The sequence below is a fragment of the Oceanobacillus halophilus genome, from assembly GCF_003628505.1.
GTDB lineage: Bacteria > Bacillota > Bacilli > Bacillales > Amphibacillaceae > Oceanobacillus > Oceanobacillus halophilus.
In genome coordinates this window covers 506,240-526,410 of record NZ_RBZP01000002.1, presented here as the reverse complement: position 1 = coordinate 526,410, position 20,171 = coordinate 506,240, and the positions used below count along the sequence as shown (strand labels likewise).

Genomic DNA, 20,171 nt, shown 5'->3' with positions numbered 1-20,171 from the left:
GAGTAAGATCCCTCAGAGACGATGAGGTTGATAGGTTCGAGGTGGAAGCGTGGTGACACGTGGAGCTGACGAATACTAATCGATCGAGGACTTAACTAACTTCTTCAAGATGTCTTAGAGTTACTCTTATTTAGTTTTTAGGGTACAAACCTAGAAAGTAAAGGATGTTCGGTTAAAACCGTTCACGTCCTGTGAACAACACCGAACGACCTACATCATGTAGGCCTAGTAGCGAGAGCGGAGAGGTCACACCTGTTTCCATGCCGAACACAGAAGTTAAGCTCTCCAGCGCCGATGGTAGTTGGGGATTCCCCCTGCGAGAGTAGGACGCCGCTAGGCAAAGCAAAATCCTAAGATTATTATAATCTTAGGATTTTTTTCATGGGCAGAAATTATAAAATTAGACATGATGTAGATTTCAAGCATGAATAGCCACGTCAAGCTCCAGCGCCCAGGGACTAGCAGACTTTCCACCACCTTTGTTGACAAATAAAATAATAAGCGCTGCAAAGACGCTCCCCGATCATATAAAATACCCCAATTTTATAATTTTAAATGTAAGTGCAGATACAAAAAGAATTACAGATAGAACTGCAAGCATCAATGTTTTTTCATTCAGTTTAACATTCTTTAACTACTACTTTTCTATTCTATTACGATATACAATCAGAGAAATTAGATTAAGATTTCTAGTAGAAAAGAACTGAATTTTATAAAAGACCTTCTATCCTAATTACTTTTCCATCTACTTCTCGACCAAATTCCTATTTTACGATAAAACTTTATCGCAGTAATATTTGATGGAGGAAACCCTTAAATGATACTCACTAACCTTATTCCTTTTAAACCATTGTTTTACATAGACTTACGATAAATGAGTCTTTGCGCAATTTAACCACGGTACCTTAATAAGATAAACGACAAAAAACGACAAATCTCGGGGGGTGACAGGCACCTAAAGGGTACCTGCTTTACTTTTTGCTTGATTTATTCGTATAATAATTATATTGTGTACTATTTTAACTTATTAGAATGAGGTTCTAATAAAACAACAAGAGGAGGCGTTTATATGAAACAAATAAGATGGGGATTGTTGTTGGTACTCGGTTTACTGCTAATTGTGCTAACAGCATGTGGTGGACAATCTGAGGAATCCGATGAGTCTGGTGAATCAGCTGATAACTCTTCCGAAACGGCTGAAGGAGGAGAACAGATTCTTCATTTGTTAAACGCAGAAATTATTCCTTCTATGGATAGCTCGATGGCAACGGATTCTTATGCATTTCAATTTTTAGGTGCCACGATGGAGGGTCTATATCGACTAGATGAGGATGCGAATCCGGTAGAGGGGATTGCAACAGAACATGAAGTCAGTGAGGATGGTTTAACATGGACATTCACACTACGTGAGGATGCAGCTTGGTCTAATGGTGAACCTGTTACAGCAAATGACTTTGTTTATGCTTGGAGACGTGCAGTCGATCCAAATACTGGCTCAGAATACGGACCTTATATGATGAACGGTGTAGTAAAAAATGCAGAAGCAATAAATAATGGAGAAATGGATGTGGAAAAGTTAGGTGTTGAAGCTGATGGAGAATATACATTAATTGTAGAATTGGAAAATCCAACACCATATTTTGAATCGCTTACCACGTTTCCTACTTTCTATCCTCAACATCAAGCCTTTGTAGAGGAACAAGCTGATAACTATGCGATTGCATCAGAAAACTTACTTTTCAATGGACCATTTACATTGGAAAAATGGACAAGCACAAGCAATTCGTGGGAATTGGTTAAAAATGAAAACTACTGGGATAAAGAGACCGTTCAATTAGATGAATTGACATTTGAAGTGGTAAAAGACCCACAAACATCTGTCCGATTATACGAAGAAGGTACAGTAGATCGTGCTGACCTTTCATCAGACCTTGTCGATCAATATTCAACACACGAAGATTATGAAGTCGTACCAGAAACATTTGTTTTTTATTTGAAATTTAATCAAATGAATAGCGAAGATTTAGCAAATGAAAATGTACGTGCTGCCATAAGCCGATCATTCAACAAGCAAGCTTTAGTAGATGAAATTTTAAATGATGGCTCACTTGTTGCAAATGGTATTGTTCCGCAAGACTTTGTAACAACTCCAGATGGAGAAGACTTCCGAGAAGCCAATGGAGATCTTGTTACATATGATCCAGAAACAGCTAAAGAATACTGGGAAAAGGGATTAAGTGAACTTGGAAAAGATACCGTGGAACTGGAACTTCTTTCTAGTGATAGTGAAGAGAGTAAAGTGATGGGAGAATATCTGGCAAACCAATTGGAAACGAATCTTCCAGGTTTGAGCATCAAGTTAAAACGCGTCCCATTTGAACAACGTAAAGACTTGGATGCAAAAATGGATTATGACATACAAATTTCGTCATGGGGTCCAGATTACCTTGACCCATATACCTTCTTGAATCTGTTTGTAACAGAAGGCGGCAACAACAAAATGGGGTATTCCAATACGGAATATGACCAATTAATGGAAGATGTAGCTACAACCTACGCGACTGATAAAAATAAACGATATGAAACCTTCTTGGAAGCAGAAAAGATTCTCTTTGAAGATGCTGCAATCGCACCTATTTATCAAAGCTCCACTCCGCAGCTTGTTTCTGATAAGTTACAAGGTGTTTATGTAAATCCATTTGGAGCTACTTATGAGTATAAATGGGGTAGTGTGGTCGAAAACGAATAGTAGTCATGGAAGATAAGAAAACCCAAACGGTAATAAATGTCGTTTGGGTTTTCTTGAATTACAATACTTTTGCTATTCGACAAAATCCGGGGAGTGCCAGGCACCTGCTGGATGGCACCAGCTGTTTTTTATTTTCCTCCGCTTAATTCAATTAAGATTTTTGCTTGATTTAAGTCGTTGGATAAGGAATGGAATCCTTCTTCTACAATGTCTTCGAGTTGTATTTTTTTGGTCATAATTGGTTCGACATTAATACTTTCATCCATTAATACTTCAACAGATTTTTTAAATGTAGCAGGTTCATATCCCATAGAGGAGGATAATTTCACACCTGAAGTCATTAAAACGATAGGGTTAAATTCAAACTAATACATCTGTATCTTTCAATTGCTTTACTTCACGTTCTTCCACTCGAACATCTTTTTGATCGTACCAAACTGCTGCTTTCATCGTATGCACTCCTCTTTTTTTAATTAGTCAGAAAGATAATTTAATACATAATTGAAAAAATGTAACCATTTACATTATAACGCTGAATATCTGTGAATAGGCGAACAATATCAATTTGTTGAAAGGTTATCAAATAAAGATAATATTTTGGAGATTAAATTTGACAAAGTTTGCGGTTGTGATAACAAAAAAGTGTTTGGAGGACGATGAAGGAAGTGGCAGTTGATGAACGACATGGAACCGCTGAAAGGTAATGGAGCTCGATGAAAGGAATCTCTGCCAAGTAATCAGTTTCCAATCGAGCTTCATTACCAGCAGGGCTAAATATAATTCATAATCGCCTGTGAATGATCTTCTAAGTCAACATTACATCCACTTACAATGAGCACAACATTCGACTGTTCATTCAATGGCAAATGCTTATCCAGTAGAGCTCCGACACCAATCGCTGCTGCCCCTTCTACAATGATACCGTGCTCTTGATACAGATAAGCCATTCCTTTTGCAATAGATGTTTCTGGAATTAAGAAGGATTTGTCAGCATAGCGCTTAACCATAGGGAAGGTGTAGGTATTATTGGCGCCTATTCCGCCTAGTAAACTATCAGCTAGGGTAGGAGATTCTGAGACCGTTATGGGCTTTTTGGCTTTTAAGCTTTCATGCATCGCCGCCCCTTTTTCGATAGAGATACCATAGATACATATATCTGGATTGGTATGCTTCATGACAAGACCGATACCGGATAACAATCCACCACCGGAGAGCCCAGCAATAACGCAATCTACTGTGGGTAATTCTTCCAAAATCTCAAGAGCGATGGTTCCTTGACCAGCAATAATATTGGGATCGTCAAACGGCGGTATGACGGTAAACCCCTGTTCCTTCTGTAACGCATAACAACGTTTTTCTGCATCATCCTGTCCTTCACCATAAACCTCTAACGTTGCACCCAATTCTTTTATTCTTGCTAATTTGGCATTTGGTACGTTTTTGGATACACAAATGCAAGAAGGTATCCCCAGTTTCTTAGCAGCTAAAGCAACGGCAAGACCATGATTTCCAGTTGAAAAAGTTGTAACTCCTTTCTGTTTTTCTTTTTCTGATAACTGGTTGATGGCATTCACCGCTCCCCTCATCTTAAAAGCTCCACTCTCGTGTAAATGTTCATATTTTAAATAAATATTTGCTCCATATTGTGTAGATAATGATTTGGAATAGATGAGTGGCGTTTTCTTCACGACAGGTCGAATAGATTGATGTGCTTTCCAGATGTCTTGAACCGTAATGGGATTTGCTTTCTGATTGTCAGAGCCTTTATTATACAATTATACCGCTCCTTTCGAATGTTTTAGCTTTATATTCATATATATTCAAGATACGATACAGGAATTATTATATTTTGAGTTACATTTAATAATAAAAAGAGTCATTCCTGATAGAATGACTCTTTTCTATTCGACAATAAGCAACAAAATTCGAGGAGTGACAGGCACCGTTAGGGTGATCTTTTTTTGGTTTCCCAGCTTTCGATTCCAGCTTGATTAGGGAGTGTGTGTTGATGGAAGACGGGGTCTTTTCCTGCTTTTCGCTGGGTGCGGTAGTCGTCAAGTGCGATTTTTGCAATTTTAAAGAGTCTGGCAATAGCATACAGGTTAATTAAGGCCATAATCGCCATGGTTAAATCGGCAAGAGCCCATACAAAATCGAAAGAAGCTAAAGTTCCGAAGATAATCATCACTAGAACAATGATCCGATATACAAATAATGCCATTCTGCTTTCCTTGATGTAGTAAATATTGCTTTCTCCATAATAATAATTTCCTAAGATAGAACTGAAAGCGAAAAGGAAAATGGCAATAGCGATAAATCCTCCTGCCCAATTTCCGAGTAATTGTGAAAAAGCTGCTTGTGTAATTTGGATTCCATCCACATCGCTACCTGCAAATCCACCAGCTGCAATAATAATGAATCCCGTGGCACTACATATTAGTAATGTATCAAAAAACACACCAAGTGCTTGCACTAATCCTTGTTTGACGGGATGGGTTACATCTGCGGTTGCAGCTGCATTAGGTGCAGCACCCATTCCAGCTTCATTGGAAAATAATCCTCGTTTTACCCCCATCATGATAGCCGCTCCAAAACCACCACCGGCTACTTGCTCTATGCCAAACGCATTTGCAAAGATAATGGAAATAATCTCCGGTATCGCACCAATGTTAAGGATCAAAATGAAAACAGCTAACAGAATGTAGATGATTGCCATAACAGGAACAATGATTTGTGAAACACTGGCAATGCTTCTAATTCCTCCGAAAACGACGAGAGCTGTCAGTATGGTTAATAAAATCGCCATCACAATGGGACTTACAGCAAATTGATCATAGAATGCCAAGCCAATTGTATTAGACTGAACGGAATTAAATACGAGCCCATAGGTAAAAGTGATAGTTACTGCAAAAACGACACCTAATGAGCGGCTTTTTAGACCTTTTTCGATATAGTATGCGGGTCCGCCTCTGTAAAGGTTTTTATCTTTCACTTTATAAACTTGAGCAAGTGTACTCTCCACAAAACCTGATGCTGCGCCTAAAAGAGCAATGAGCCACATCCAAAATAGCGCACCAGGCCCCCCGAGTGCTACAGCCGATGCAACACCTGCCATATTTCCAGTTCCGACTCTAGAAGCTGCACTTATGGCAAAAGCTTGGAAAGAGCTTGTTCCCTTCCTGTTTTTACCTTTGCTCCCCGTGTATACCCGTTTATCTGTAATCACTCGAATCATTTCACGAATCGAAAATTGTACAAATCCTGATCTTATCGTGAAATAAAGACCTAATCCCAGTAAAATAATGATAAGTACATATGACCACAATAAATTATTTAATAAAGAAACAATGCCCTCGATAAATTCCATTTCTGGTAATCACTCCTTAAACATGTACACCAAGTTAGTGTACCCAAAATAAAAGATTAAAACAGAATTTTAATCAAGCACATTTTTAAAAAAGTCAACTCTGACAAAATTCGACAAATCCCGGGGAGTGACAGGCACCTTCTCGAATTTTCCAATTACATTATGTGGGTAAAGTAGTATAATAGAATGAAAGTAGTTCTTTTTGCCTAATTAAGACGAAAATCACTAAGGGGATGTTGTCATTGATTTGTCATCATTGCGGGGAACCAATTCCAGAGGGCTCTCATTTTTGTATGAATTGTGGTTCTAAAGTTATTGCAGACAACAAACAAGGTACGTAAAGTAAAGAAACAGAATTGTTACCTCCAAATAAAGAAACATCGCTTTCGGACGCGAAAGATATGACTCGTTCAGAGAAACCAGAAGTTCCAACTTCTACTGATAATTTTACTCATGAGGAGGTTAGCCAAGAAAATCTGACACCTCAGAAACAGAAAAGTTTGACATCGAAATTCGCATGGTTGATTCCCATTATTAGCCTTTTCCTTGTTAGTACTGGATTACTCACTTATTACTATTATGAAAAAAATATTAATGAAGAAGTGTTGAATTTACAAAAAGCGGCTGAAGAAGCTGCATTAGATGGTGATTACTCAGAAGCGGTTGAAGCCTTGAATAAAGCTATCCAGCTACGGCCTGATTATGAGGTGCTTGCTAAAGATTTGGAAGAGATTCAGTTGGCTAAAAGTCTGTACGACGAAATAGATAAAGTTCAAAAACGAATCAAAGAGAAGGATTATGAAAACGCGGAAACACAGATATTTCAGTTGAAAGAAAAAGTCAACGTCCAATCTGGTCCATTATTTACGGCTTTTTCAACGCTTATCGACTCAGAAGAAAGCAGTATGAAGATTGGAATGATTAAACAAGAACTCGATGATATAACGACAATTGATGCTTTGAAAGATAAATTACAAGTAATTGAAACCTTATCTACCGATGATGGAAAAGAAGTAAAGGAACAAATCTTGACTAAAATAGTAAAAATGACTGTCGATAACGCAACAGCAGAATTGGAAGAAAATCAGTTTTCTGATGCTTTGGATACTGTAACGAAAGGATTAGAATATAAACCGGATGATGAGCAGCTCCTTTCATTAAAAAGTAAAATAGAACAAGAGGAAATAGCTTTTGAACAAGCGGAACAAGAGCGTATCGAGCAGGCAATGGAAGCTGCAGCAAGAGAAGATTTACAAAATCGTACAGCCGCAGTGGAAGTAATCACATTTGAGACAGAAATGGATGAATACGGAGATGTGTATATTTATGGAACCGTTCGTAACGTTGCTACTCGAGGAATTTCTGATGTGACCATTTACTACACCTTATACGATGCAGATGGGCTTTATTATGATGAAGGAATGGCTTACGTTTACCCTTATCAATTAAATCCAGGAGATCAAGGATCATTTGAAGACATAGTCTATTTTATTAATGAAGAGGTAACCGTTGAGATTGACAATATAACATGGTATCTCCATTAAGGAAGGTGAGTAAATTGCAGAAACGATGGATGGTCAGTGTGTTTTTTACCGTATTCATATGGAGCGTTGGAGCTTTTGGAGTTTACTATGTTAGTCATTCGGTTCCAAATCAGCTTCAGGAGCCATCAACTATCTTAGCTGAAGAAACAGTGCAAACAAAGGAAACCGAATCAAAAGACCTTAAAGAAATTATTTATGAAACGCAGAAAAGTGTCGTGAAAATTGAATTGGCAGATGGATCACTAGGGTCAGGATTCTTATTTAACGACAAAGGAGACGTGGTAACCAATGCTCACGTGGTTGCAGGTGTAGAGAACGTCACCGTTACCACTGCAGATTCAAATGAATTTTCTGGGAAAGTAATAGGAATTAGTAGTGATGTGGATGTTGCGGTTGTGAGAGTAGACGGCCTTAAAGGGATGGACCCTTTAAAAATCAGAAGCAAAGATTTGGCGGAGATGGGCGATGAAGTTCTAGCATTGGGGAGCCCTTTTGGCTTGGAAAAAACGGTGACGACTGGAATTATCAGTGGAGTAGAACGTGACTTAGATTTAGAGCCGTATCGATATGAAGATGTCTATCAGATCTCTGCACCAATCGCACCAGGGAATAGTGGTGGTCCGCTGATTCTTCAGGAAACTGGAGAAGTATTAGGGATTAATTCTGCAGGGTCTGATCAAGGGGCAATTGGCTTTAGTATTCCGATTGTAAATGTGCTTTCTCTCATTGAAGGATGGTCAGATACACCGATGACTACTTTGCCGAACGTGGTAAGCGCAAATGAAAAGCATTATGAAGAAGCTTCCTATAATACTGCAGACAAAGATATGGCTATTTATTTGGTTGATTATTTTTATGAAAGCTTAAACTATGCAGATTATGTCACAGCCTATGCATTATTGGGGAGTAATTGGCAATCCGATATTTCCTATGAAACTTTCCGAGATGGATACATGCAAACGAAATCCGTATTCATTGATGACATCGTCGCTGCAAACAGTGGCGATGAAGTGGGAGTTACCGCCTTTATCACGGCAGAAGAAACCAATAATGGATTAACATCCTATAGTAAATACAAGGTGAAATATGTGGTCGGGTATGAGAATGATGAGTTAAAGATACTTTCTGGTGAGGGCGAAGTGATTAAGTAAATATTCATGAAAGGAGAACTGGTCCGTCCAGTTCTCCTTTTCCTATAAAATAAGACAAATGGTATAATTAGAAAAGAAAATAAAAGGTTCTGACAAAAAACGACAAAATCTGGGGAGTGACAGGCACCAAAAAATAAAAGGAGGGGCAGCCTTGAATATTATTCTCGCACCAGACTCTTATAAAGGTAGTTTATCAGCGTTGGAAGCAGCTAAAACCATGAAGCGAGCGATCACGGATATCGATAATGGACACTTGATTTCCATGAAGCCTATGGCAGATGGTGGAGAAGGTACAATGGATGCGATGCTTGCATCTAGCAGAGGGAGAAAGGTAGTAATCCAATGCGCTGGAGCGACAGGAGAGAAGATTGAAAGTTATTATGCCATGCTTGATTCTCATACGGCAGTTATTGAGCTGGCTGCTATTGCAGGACTAGTGCAAGTTCCTAAGAAAAAAAGAAATCCAGACTACACTACAACATTTGGTATAGGCGAAGCAATCTTACATGCACTTAATAGGGGGTGTACATCCATTATTATCGGACTTGGAGGAAGTGCTACAAATGATGGTGGTCTGGGAATGCTGCAGGCTCTAGGAGTAAAAGCATGGGATGAAAGAGGAAATGAACTTGGTGGATTTGGAAATGATTTACAACAGGTTAGTAGAATCAGTTTTACAGATGTCGATCCAAGGGTGTATCAAGTTGAAATGAAAGTGGCCTGTGATGTGGATAATCCACTTTGTGGAAATCGGGGAGCAAGTGTTGTGTTTGGTCCGCAAAAAGGTGCAAGCGTTGATCAAATTCCTGTTTATGATAAAGCACTGGATCATTATGGGAATCTAGTGGAAGCGGAAGTCGGTAAGTCATTAAAGAAAGTCCCTGGAGCAGGAGCTGCTGGTGGTACTGGTTTTGCCTTTCTTTCTATCGGTGCCGAGCTTGTGTCAGGTGCAGAATTAATGGCTAAGGCTATGAAACTAGAAGATGATATAAAGCAAGCTGATCTAGTATTTACAGGTGAAGGTCAAAGTGATGAACAAACAATGTACGGAAAAGCTCCAGGGTATGTGGCTCAGTTAGCAAAGAAATACAAGGTACCTGTTATCTTACTTTCGGGAAGTTTAACAGGAGATATAGAGAAACTACAAGATAGATTCTCAGGATGTTTTTCCATTATCAATAAACCTTTGACACTGGAGGAATGCATCGAGCATGCACAGGATTTGTTGTATGGACAGACGAAACAGATTATGTACTTAATGGAATCGCTTAAAAAATAAAGCACGTGCTCCGTTCAATATGAATGGAGCACGTGCTAAATTAACCCTTCGACAAAAACCGGGGAGTGCCAGGCACCTTCAGTCATTCGACAAAAATCGGGGAGTGACAGGCACCTCAGCTTCTGTCTATGACCATTTTTCCTTGGTAGAATATATTTCTTATTTTCTCTGGGTCGGTGATTTCTAGCCCTGGAACACCTTCTGTTACGAGGAAGTTAGCGTCCATTCGTTTGCGGAGTCTGCCAAATTGGTTTTCTTTTTCTTTCCCTAATATTTTAGCAGGATTAGCGGTTATAAGTGCTAATATTTCATTTTCATCATAACGATGTTCTTTTAGTTTTTTCATAGATGGCTGAGCAATCTCCATAAAGACTTCAGGTCCTTTTAACGAGTGGTCAGCAAAAGGTAACCACTCTGCTCCAGGATAAGGAGGTAAATAGGCATCTGTTGCAATAGAAGTTTCTATCCCATGTTGAACAAGGTTCAGAATGTTTTCTGGTGAGTTTGGTTCCAGATGTGTACCACCTAAGGGAGTTGCGATAATTTTTAAGCCTAGTTTGGAAGCTTTATCGATTTGTTCGTCCGAAATGCCATGTGCATGATGCAGAACATCTACACCACTATGAATGGCCATATCAATTGCTTTCTCTCCTGCTACGTGAACCCCGATTCTTTTTCTTTGACTATGAAAGATTGAAACAATTTCCTTCAATTCTTCTTCATGATAAATAATCTCACCTGCTCGTGGAACCATATCTTCTGTGAAATTTGCTGGAGTAGCGTTTAGAAAAAGGTTCTCCCCAGGATAATCACTTTGTGCTGCCATTTCAAATAAAATACGATGATTGAGTAAGTCATCCTTTTGGACGGGTTTAGCTTCCGTTACAGATGTAAAGTGTGCTAAGTCCTTTAGACCTATCGATATGCTCGTTGCAGCGAAGGAAATATCCAGGGGAAGTCCCTGTACCGCCTTCTTATAATCCCTAATGGAAAAGTAACTTTTGGGATGTCCGCAAATTTGTTCGCCAATTGCCGTTATTCCGGACATGAGTGCATTCATCATAATGGATCGTCCCATGTTTAATTGCGTTTCTTTTGTGATAGGGAATAAGGATGCTGGTGCAAATTCCATTAGATGCGTATGGCAGTCGACTAAAGATGGTGTTACAACGTAATCGGAGAAATCGAGAACTGGAAAAGATGGTAGTAATTTTCTAGCAACACTCCCGTCCATTATTCCGGAAATTTTCCCATTTTGAACGACCATCGCTCCATTATAAATCGTTCCAGCTTCCGTTACAGTAACTAGTTTCCCTGCGTAAACAATGTATGCATTTTCCATTTATCACACCACCAATAAAGGAGTTAGGAAATATCCAATGATACATGCAGTAATTACTCGGATGACCATTCCAATCACAGCTGCCCCGAGTACTTCTCGCTCATTTAAGTCGGTTGTTTCTGCCCAAGTGACAGGTACCTGGCCGAATATCACAGATAATGGCAACCCTGAATTTGCAAGTACAAATGATCCAACTATTAAACGTGGATCAATGCTTGCGCTTAATTCTGCTAGTTGTGCAACGGCAAGTGTTGGTGCGGCAAGAATGGAGATAATTCCTGTGCTCGGTTCAATGCTAAATGTAGTTAAAATGGTCCCTAAACTAGCTTCAATCGGCCCCCATATCCCGAAATAATTCAGTGCACCAATAAAGAAAAAGACAACCGCAACGGCAGGAATAATCGTGAGCAATAATAACTCTGTTCCTTCTTTTGCTGAAGAAAAAATGGTGTTCATGATTTTGGTCTTTGGTGTAAAACGTGGTAATTCCTCCAAATCAACTTTTTTTGTATCTCGATACATAGTTTTTGAAAGTATCCAAGGAACGATAATTAATGGTGCGAATATGGAAAGAAGGACAAGCGGAAAGACACTAATTCCAAAAATGGACAAAGCAATAATTCCTAATACGAATGTAGCGAAAGATTGTGGGGATTGAATCATGGTTGCTACAGCAATTTTTTGTTCGGCCTTTGTTGCTTTGGCCTTAACGAGAATCGGTCCGGCAATTTTACCCGCAGCATTAATATCACCAAGAATATTATAGGAGCTCGGAATGATGACAGATGGATTTATTTTAAATGCTTTCATAATCGGTACAAAGATACGAATCAGTCCATCCGTAAATCCAAAACGCTCCAGCATCCTCCCAACAATAACACTCACAATGATTGCTATTCCAACTTCACTTAATAAGAAGGTATCGATGACAACAGGTTTTACTTCTTGAATAATAACGTCGAATAACTCTGATAGCGCACTTGGTGCAAAGAAAAGCAAAATTAAAGATAATGCAACGATGAACAGGCCAAGGATTTCATAAACATGCCACTTTTTTCGTTTTGGAGAACCTTTTGTAATAGGTTCTTTGCTATCCATATGAATGAACCTCCTCTAGGCATTTGTACCAGTATATGTAGATTTTAAGAAGAGGTGTCAGTCGAGAGGATATAAATAGAATGAATGATACAGCAAAAGATGGTAACAACAATTCGGAGTCAAAAAGGGTAAGCCCCTAACTGAAAAGTAAGAGACTTACCCTTTTGACCAACAACTGTCCGCAAAATTCGACAAAAACCGGGGAGTGCCAGGCACCTTAAACGAATTTATTACGGCCTGTCCCGAATCCGAATAGCATGACTAGGACGGATACGGTGATGATGGTTAGTATTGGAACCGTCCAAGATTGGGTGAGGTCATAGAGATATCCGATAAATATTGGTCCGAGGGCAGCTAGTATATAGCCTAACGTTTGTGCCATGCCAGACAATTGAGCTGCTTGCTTCGCAGTTCTGGCACGCATACCTAAAAATGCTAATGCCAAAGCGAAAGTTCCTGCAAGTGCAAATCCAATTAGAATAATGCTCAAAATCAAAATAAAATAGGACTCTCCTAGAAGCAAACCACTGTATCCTCCGATAGAGCAAAGGCTAAGTGCAAATACAATCACTCGCTGTGATTTAAATTTTTCCGCAATAACCGGAACAAGGAAACTGGCAGGCAATCCAATAAATTGGGTAAAGGATAACAACCATCCTGCAGTAGTCATCGATACCCCGGAGTCATGTAAGATTTCCGGTAGCCAAGAAATTGTTACATAAAAGAGAAAGGATTGCATCCCCATAAAGAGTGCGATTTGCCATGCAAGGGGGGAGCGCCAAATATTGCTATTACTAGTAGGGATATGACGGTTATCCGCTTGATTATCCGTATGTACCTTTTTCGAGAGATACAGCATAATACCTATCCCCATCACGGCAGGAATAGCCCAGATAAATAAGGCGAATTGCCAACCTAAGTTCAACCCACTAGCTAATGGGACACTTACTCCAGATGCGATAGCAGCAATGATTCCCATTGAAGTTGAATAGACGCTAGTCATCAGTCCGACTCGTTTGGGAAATTTATCTTTAATTAAACTTGGCAAAAGTACATTTAAAATAGCTATTCCCAGTCCAATAAAAAAAGTTCCCACAAAAAGTATCATGACCACTGATATTGAACGAATACTGATCCCGATAAGTAATAGCGCCATTGCTAACAGCATAGCCCGTTCATTTGTATAGCGGTTTCCAAGTATCGGTGCGATTGGCGACATAATTGCAAATGCAATAAGCGGCAAACTAGTAAGTAATCCAGCACTCCAATTCGTTAAACCTACGTCATCGCGGATTGTACCGATGAGTGGACCAACCGAGGTAATAGCAGGCCTAAGATTAAAGGCAACAATGACAATACCAGTTATTAATAAAATTTGATACATTTTCTTACTTCGTTCAGGCATATTATGCATTACTAGTTTAAAACTCCTTCCAAACCGTCCATTTTCACTATAGCACAAAGGACTTCTCTGTTACATATGATGAAAAAATTCTTTTAAGATTAGTGATAAAAGTGTGCCGCAGCACTATCTCCGCTTACCATCAGGTACGTATAATCGACAAAATTCGGGGAGTGCCAGGCATCGGACAAGTTGAAATGAATCTTAACCCCAACCCCCGCCTGAAATTTGGTGTTCGACAAATTCCGGGGAGTGCCAGGCACCTTCAAAGCAAAAATAAAAAGAGCTATTGATGAGTTTCGTTACAATAGCCCTTCTTGTTCATATAAGTAGTCGTATGGTATGTCGATGAATATATAGCTTTTTTCTGAAAGTGGGTAGGAATACGTTCTGATTTGTTCATCACGTTCAATATCGGTATATAAATCGGATAGAATCCCTTTCTTCTCCACATTCATGCGAACAATGTTTTCAAAGAAATATGGACGCCAGCTCCAGTTCTTGAGTCTTCCTTCATAATGAAGTTCCCAATCTCCGTCTTTATTTTTCTCCGCATTGGAGGACAATTGGATTCCTTCATCATTGCAAATGTACACTCGAAAAGCAAACTGACTGCAAGCATGCCCTACCGTGAAGATAATCTCATCAAATGGAGCATCGGACTTAATGTTTGGGAGTGTTTCATCAAATTGTTTATTAATACGACTTGCTAGCTCGAGTTGTGCTTTCATTTTCTTTTTCTCAAACTGAACAAAAAGCTGAAAGTCTCGTTCAATTTTTTCTTTGCAGGAATCCTCTTCCGCAAACTCTTGCTGGGATTGCCCTAAGTATCTTCCTTGGTAATATCTGCCACCATTACGCCAAGCATAGTTAAATTGATTGTATGTGGAAATCCCTTTAAAGAGTAATGTTGCTCCAATCTTCCTTGCCAGCATGGAGATGGAATAATGCACGTCTCGATAAAGGTGTGGCAATGCATCATCTTTCAGAAAGCTCACATCAATTTTTACTATATTCGGTTCAAATAAAGCCATTTGACCAAGATTTCCGTTGGTTTTCCCTACATCATCCAGAGCAATTTGAATGCCTAATGTTTTCATATATTTAAATAATGTATCCAAGGATTCCATTTCATCTGTGATATGTTCTTCCTTTAATTCAATGACAATCCTACTTAAATTTAATCCTTTTTCTTCATAGGATTGCAAAAGAGTAAGCAATGTTTCTCCATCATCTTTAAACAATAACCTTGCATCATAATTAATGAATAATAGAGATGATGACGAATCAGCTGTTAAAAAGTCATCCAATGCTTTTTGTTGAATCTTACTGTTCACTTCCAGCTGAAAATCATGTGGGATGGATGGGTCCTTGAAAAACCAGTCCAGTCGCTGTCTTTCTCCTTCACCTTCCTGATAATAAGCTTTTACCTCATACCCGATAACCTCCCTTGTGTCCGCGCTTACAATAGGCTGGTAATAGGGTATGACTTGTTCTAGATTCATCATAATATCTAATGGATCCACAATCATGCACCTCCATTATAATCTTTCATTCAACATTCTCATTATACCATAAGAAAGTGCGCTAAGCCTGATTAATGTCGCCCGTAAGAGGTGCCTGGCACTCCCCGAAATTTGTCGAATGAGAGGTCAAAAGTATTTTTTAGTCGACGAAAATAGTGTAAAATTGATATGGGTAAGAAGAAAGATATATACTAAAGGATATAAATGGATAAGTAGGAGGATTTGTTCAGTGAAAATTGCAGTGGCAGGAACAGGTTATGTAGGTTTGTCGAATGCTGTTCTATTAGCACAACATCATGAAGTAGTAGCACTAGATATTGTAGAAGAAAAAGTGAACATGATAAATAATAAAAAATCACCAATCGTCGACGAGGAAATTGAAACCTTCCTGGCGACGAAAGAGTTGAATTTACGAGCAACAACAGATATTAAGGAAGCATTTCAGGATTCCGATTTTGTAATTATATCAACACCAACAAACTATGATCCTGATAAAAACTATTTTGATACCAGTACCGTCGAGACAGTAATAAATAATGTTTTATCGATTAATCCAAATGCTGTGATGATTATTAAGTCAACCGTTCCAGTTGGGTATACAGCAAGTGTGAGAGAACAGTTTGAAACAGATAATATCATTTTTTCACCTGAGTTTCTTAGAGAAGGAAAGGCGCTTTATGACAATCTGTACCCATCTAGAATCATTGTGGGAGAACAGTCTGATCGAGCACGTGATTTTGCGGATTTATTAGTAGAAGGTGCAGTAAAAGAGGATATCCCAGTTTTATTTACGGATTCTACCGAAGCTGAGGCAATTAAGTTATTTGCTAATACATATCTTGCGATGAGGGTTTCATTCTTTAATGAGCTCGATAGCTATGCAGAAGTTCGTGGCCTGAATTCCAAGCAAATTATTGAAGGGGTAGGTCTTGATCCACGGATTGGCTCCCATTATAATAATCCATCCTTTGGCTATGGCGGATATTGTCTGCCGAAAGATACCAAACAATTGCTTGCCAACTATGAGGATGTACCGAACAACATTATATCAGGTATCGTGGATGCAAACCGTACGAGAAAAGATCATATTGCCGAAATGATTCTTAGAAGAAAGCCGAAAGTAGTTGGAATATACCGACTAACCATGAAGATGGACTCGGATAACTTCAGACAATCTTCTATTCAAGGCGTCATGAAACGTATCAAAGCGAAAGGTGTGGAAGTGGTTGTTTATGAACCAGTTCTAGATACCGAAGAATTTTATAACTCCAAAGTAGTGAACGACTTTGATGAATTTAAGAAAATAAGTGACGTAATTGTTGCCAATCGCATGTCAGAAGAACTTGCTGATGTGGAAGAAAAAGTATATACCCGAGATCTTTATAGTAGAGATTAATCTATGGGATGTGAAATCATCGTGGTTTCGCATCCTTTTTTTAGGAAATTATCGTCAATAGTAGCCAGAAAAGAAACAATCTTTCACTCAACTTTATATTGACTCAACCACTCTATTACTTTACAGTAAATACAAATCTAAAAGTAAGAGGTATGAAAATGAACAAATATATGCAAGGAAAGATTCATAGTTTTAAAGAAGAAAATGAGAATAGGGCAAGATTTTTGATTAAATGCCCAGATCAACCTGGAATTGTAGCAGCTGTGTCTGAATTTTTATTCCAGCATGAGGCTAATATCGTCGCATCTGATCAGTATACGTTAGATCCTCAAGGCGGACAATTTTTTATGCGAATTGAATTCGAGTGCCCCAATTTGAAAGAAAAAGGGCCGTTTCTGGAAAAGGACTTCTCCCCTATTGCCGAGAAGTTTTCCATGGAGTGGAAGTTCATGTACGTTAGTGATTTGAAGAATGTAGCGATTTTTGTTTCAAAAGAACCACACTGCTTATTGGAACTCCTGTGGGAATATCAAAGTGGTGATTTGCTAGCCAACATCTCGCTTGTCATTAGCAACCATGAAACATCCCGTGAAATGGTAGAGTCGCTAGGTATTCCGTTTTATTACATACCTGCTAATAAAGATACCCGAAAGCAAGTGGAAGAAGAGCAAAAGCAGCTGTTAGAAAAGTATGAGATAGATCTAATTGTGCTAGCACGCTACATGCAAATTTTAACCAATAACTTTGTTGATAACTTTAAAAATCAAATCATTAATATTCATCATTCATTCTTGCCTGCTTTTGTTGGAGCCAAGCCATATGAACGAGCTTACAGGCGTGGTGTGAAGATGGTTGGAGCAACTTCTCATTATGTCACCAGTGATTTGGATGAAGGGCCAATTATTGAGCAAGACATTGGGCGAGTTGATCATCGTGATAACGAAAAAGATATGAAAAAAATCGGTCAAGCGATTGAAAGAAGTGTGCTTGCCCGAGCGGTGAAATGGCATTTGGATGACCGTATTATTGTGCATGAGAATAAAACGATTGTATTTTGAGGAGTCAATGACTTCTCTTTTTTATAGTCTTTTTTCGTATTGCTTTTAGAACTTTTACAGTTGTTGAAACTCCTGATTTATTTAATTAAGAATAGGCTTTATATCTGCTACAGAAAGCAAAGTGTTCTGCCGGAGCGAGTGACCGCACAAACCTATGAATGTGAGCGAGGGCTATAAAATTAAAGAAATCAATAGTCTATCTAAAATAAAAATTAGCAAGAACCTTCTAGAAAAGGAGCCTTTTTATATTTGTCAGAGGCACTGTCAATCAAATAGTTCACGTTTCCCTTCCTTTTACCTGTGTCAATAGTATGAATCTCTTCGCTTTTACCTTTTTTTGATTCCATAGGAGTATAGACTTTCTTCTGTTTTTCACCTATTAATAGAATTAGGATAATTTTTAATAGATTGACTATTTAAAGGAGGAGAAAGATGAAGCGAATACTGCCTATTTTATTTTCAGTAATCTTGGTATCCAGTTTGTTTATAGGACAAGATACTGTCATTCATGCCAACAACGGTGCGCCAGATTCGACCGTGCAAGCTAAGAAAGCGCACCCTACGTTTACCTGGGGGAATCCAGCTCCAAGTGCACCTGTGCTACATCCTAGCTCTGCTAGGGGAGCAGGAATGCTAGAGGAACCATTGGATGAAATCGATACAGTGATGGAAGAGTTGATAGAAGATGGGACCATGCCAGGTGCGGTCACTTTTGTTGCACGGAGTGGGAAAATTGTTCAACAGGAGGCATATGGACATGCTCTGCTCTATGAAGATGATCAATTTACTGAAGTAGAAGAGCCGATTGCCATGACCGAAGATACGATTTTTGATCTTGCGTCCATTAGCAAAATTTTTACCACAACTGCAGCAATGAAATTATATGAGGATGGTTTGTTTGAGCTAGATGATCCGGTTTCCTTGCACATTCCGGAATTTGCTGAAAATGGAAAAGAAGCGGTGACCATTCAACAGCTTATGACGCATACTTCCGGTTTTGCACCAAGTGCTCCTGTTGCGGATGTAGAAGGATCAAGGGAGGAACGTTTGCAGTATGTTTTAGAATATCCATTAGATAACGAACCTGGAACAGTGTATACATACAGTGATTTGAATATGATTACACTAGGAGTATTAGTAGAACGGTTAAGTGGAAAAAGATTGGATGCGTATGTAGAAGAAGTTATTACGGAACCACTTGGAATGTCAGATACGATGTATAATCCACCAGAGGAGTTAAAGAATCGAATCGCTGCGACGGAATATCAGCCATGGACAGATAGAGGAATTGTGTGGGGAACGGTTCATGATGAAAAGGCTTGGTCTTTAGATGGGGTAGCCGGGCATGCAGGTGTCTTTTCGACAGCAAGTGATTTGGCCAAATTAGCTCAAATGTATTTGAATGAAGGTCGTTACGGGAATGCTCAAATTTTACAGCCAGAAACCGTGGAGTTACTGGTAGAAAATCAGATACCAGAATTTCCAGGTGACGATCATGGTTTAGGTTGGGAACTATCCCAAATGTGGTATATGGATGCTCTTTCTGAATCAACGTCTTTAGGTCACACAGGGTATACAGGAACCTCGATTGTAGTAAGTCCAAACAATGACACCATCGCTATTTTATTAACCAATCGTGTGCACCCAACAAGAAATACGGTGTCCACTAATCCTGCAAGACGTGGCCTTGCTCAAAAAGTTGCTGATGCTATACCTGTAGATATACCGACTAAAGATGGTGCGTGGTTTGCGGGTTATGGCGGAAACGTAAATAATACTCTAACAGCGGAAGTAGATTTAGAGGAAGAAGCAACACTGTCATTTGAAACTTGGTATCTTACGGAGCAGAATTCAGATATTGGTTACGTAGAAATAACCAATGATGGTGAGAATTGGACAGCTTTAAATGAATTTTCCGGGAGTAGTTCTGACTGGATTTCAGAACAAGTAACTATCCCTGCTGACACTACAGAAATTCGTTTTCGATATGCAACAGATACGTATTATAATGGGCGTGGCTGGTATATTACCGATACCAAGCTAGAAGACCAAGCTAGAGAAGTGCTATCTTTTGAGCTAACAACGGAGGATTGGGTAAAAAGGGGATATTAAGTCAAATATAGAAGGAGAGTAGTCCTGGAACTAATCTGGACGTACTCTTCTTTTCTTATGTGCATCACACTTATTTTAAGAAACTTCAACTCCTTCCAACAAAGATGAAACTTTTCTATGAATCATTCGTATTACATGTATAAGCCA

The 20,171-nt window shown here is 39.0% G+C and carries 15 protein-coding genes and 2 rRNA genes; 10 read left to right on the top strand and 7 right to left on the bottom strand.

Translation table 11 applies throughout. The features are described from left to right. The 3 genes from D8M06_RS06395 to D8M06_RS06385 all read left to right on the top strand — a co-directional run. A 23S ribosomal RNA gene (locus tag D8M06_RS06395) occupies positions 1 to 99 on the top strand; the annotation flags it as partial. A 125-nt stretch (positions 100 to 224) separates the two neighbouring features. Further along, positions 225 to 339 (top strand): 5S ribosomal RNA (gene rrf / locus D8M06_RS06390). Between the two features lie 730 nt (positions 340 to 1,069). Next, complete coding sequence (locus D8M06_RS06385) at positions 1,070 to 2,749, top strand: peptide ABC transporter substrate-binding protein (RefSeq protein ID WP_121203547.1); 1,680 nt, start codon at positions 1,070 to 1,072, stop codon at positions 2,747 to 2,749. Between the two features lie 128 nt (positions 2,750 to 2,877). Here the strand turns inward: D8M06_RS06385 and D8M06_RS06380 are convergent, their stop codons facing one another. The 3 genes from D8M06_RS06380 to D8M06_RS06370 form a co-directional block, all read right to left on the bottom strand. After that, a complete protein-coding gene (locus tag D8M06_RS06380; protein ID WP_121203546.1) occupies positions 2,878 to 3,060 on the bottom strand; it encodes a hypothetical protein in 183 nt (60 codons plus the stop codon). A 459-nt stretch (positions 3,061 to 3,519) separates the two neighbouring features. After that, positions 3,520 to 4,524 carry a hydroxyectoine utilization dehydratase EutB gene (gene eutB, locus D8M06_RS06375; protein ID WP_121203545.1) on the bottom strand — a complete coding sequence of 335 codons (1,005 nt, stop codon included), beginning with the start codon at positions 4,522 to 4,524 and terminating at the stop codon, positions 3,520 to 3,522. Positions 4,525 to 4,694: 170 nt separating this feature from the next. Next, on the bottom strand, positions 4,695 to 6,116 hold the full coding sequence (locus D8M06_RS06370; protein WP_121203544.1) for an alanine/glycine:cation symporter family protein: 1,422 nt from the start codon (positions 6,114 to 6,116) through the stop codon (positions 4,695 to 4,697). 233 nt (positions 6,117 to 6,349) lie between these two features. Here D8M06_RS06370 and D8M06_RS20405 point away from each other — a divergent pair, with 233 nt between their 5' ends. From D8M06_RS20405 to D8M06_RS06350, 4 genes are all read left to right on the top strand, one after another. Further along, on the top strand, positions 6,350 to 6,457 hold the full coding sequence (locus tag D8M06_RS20405) for a zinc-ribbon domain-containing protein (RefSeq protein WP_121203543.1): 108 nt from the start codon (positions 6,350 to 6,352) through the stop codon (positions 6,455 to 6,457). Positions 6,458 to 6,517: 60 nt separating this feature from the next. Further along, a complete protein-coding gene (locus tag D8M06_RS06360) occupies positions 6,518 to 7,660 on the top strand; it encodes an FxLYD domain-containing protein (protein ID WP_147404950.1) in 1,143 nt (380 codons plus the stop codon). 5 nt (positions 7,661 to 7,665) lie between these two features. Beyond that, on the top strand, positions 7,666 to 8,811 hold the full coding sequence (locus D8M06_RS06355; protein WP_421904205.1) for a S1C family serine protease: 1,146 nt from the start codon (positions 7,666 to 7,668) through the stop codon (positions 8,809 to 8,811). Between the two features lie 151 nt (positions 8,812 to 8,962). Beyond that, positions 8,963 to 10,090, top strand: coding sequence for a glycerate kinase (locus D8M06_RS06350; RefSeq protein WP_121203540.1), 1,128 nt, complete (start codon positions 8,963 to 8,965; stop codon positions 10,088 to 10,090). Positions 10,091 to 10,205: 115 nt separating this feature from the next. On the opposite strand, the gene D8M06_RS06345 is transcribed toward D8M06_RS06350, so the two are convergent. The 4 genes from D8M06_RS06345 to D8M06_RS06330 all read right to left on the bottom strand — a co-directional run bounded on the left by D8M06_RS06345 (position 10,206) and on the right by D8M06_RS06330 (position 15,464). Then, positions 10,206 to 11,432, bottom strand: a complete 1,227-nt coding sequence (locus tag D8M06_RS06345) for an amidohydrolase family protein (RefSeq protein WP_121203539.1) — start codon at positions 11,430 to 11,432, stop codon at positions 10,206 to 10,208. Positions 11,433 to 11,435: 3 nt separating this feature from the next. After that, positions 11,436 to 12,530 (bottom strand): hypothetical protein, encoded by a 1,095-nt coding sequence (locus D8M06_RS06340; protein WP_121203538.1) that lies wholly within the window; start codon positions 12,528 to 12,530, stop codon positions 11,436 to 11,438. A gap of 217 nt (positions 12,531 to 12,747) precedes the next feature. Beyond that, on the bottom strand, positions 12,748 to 13,944 hold the full coding sequence (locus D8M06_RS06335) for a CynX/NimT family MFS transporter (RefSeq protein WP_241558887.1): 1,197 nt from the start codon (positions 13,942 to 13,944) through the stop codon (positions 12,748 to 12,750). A gap of 290 nt (positions 13,945 to 14,234) precedes the next feature. Continuing rightward, positions 14,235 to 15,464 (bottom strand): EAL domain-containing protein, encoded by a 1,230-nt coding sequence (locus D8M06_RS06330; protein ID WP_338322958.1) that lies wholly within the window; start codon positions 15,462 to 15,464, stop codon positions 14,235 to 14,237. 223 nt (positions 15,465 to 15,687) lie between these two features. On the opposite strand from D8M06_RS06330, the gene D8M06_RS06325 reads away from it, so the two are divergent. The 3 genes from D8M06_RS06325 to D8M06_RS06315 all read left to right on the top strand — a co-directional run bounded on the left by D8M06_RS06325 (position 15,688) and on the right by D8M06_RS06315 (position 20,024). Further along, the gene (locus D8M06_RS06325; RefSeq protein WP_121203537.1) at positions 15,688 to 16,854 is read left to right on the top strand and encodes a nucleotide sugar dehydrogenase; all 1,167 of its coding nucleotides are present in this window, start codon (positions 15,688 to 15,690) and stop codon (positions 16,852 to 16,854) included. A gap of 158 nt (positions 16,855 to 17,012) precedes the next feature. After that, the gene (gene purU / locus D8M06_RS06320; RefSeq protein WP_121203536.1) at positions 17,013 to 17,912 is read left to right on the top strand and encodes a formyltetrahydrofolate deformylase; all 900 of its coding nucleotides are present in this window, start codon (positions 17,013 to 17,015) and stop codon (positions 17,910 to 17,912) included. 432 nt (positions 17,913 to 18,344) lie between these two features. Next, positions 18,345 to 20,024 (top strand): serine hydrolase domain-containing protein, encoded by a 1,680-nt coding sequence (locus D8M06_RS06315; RefSeq protein ID WP_121203535.1) that lies wholly within the window; start codon positions 18,345 to 18,347, stop codon positions 20,022 to 20,024. Positions 20,025 to 20,171 lie beyond the last annotated feature (147 nt).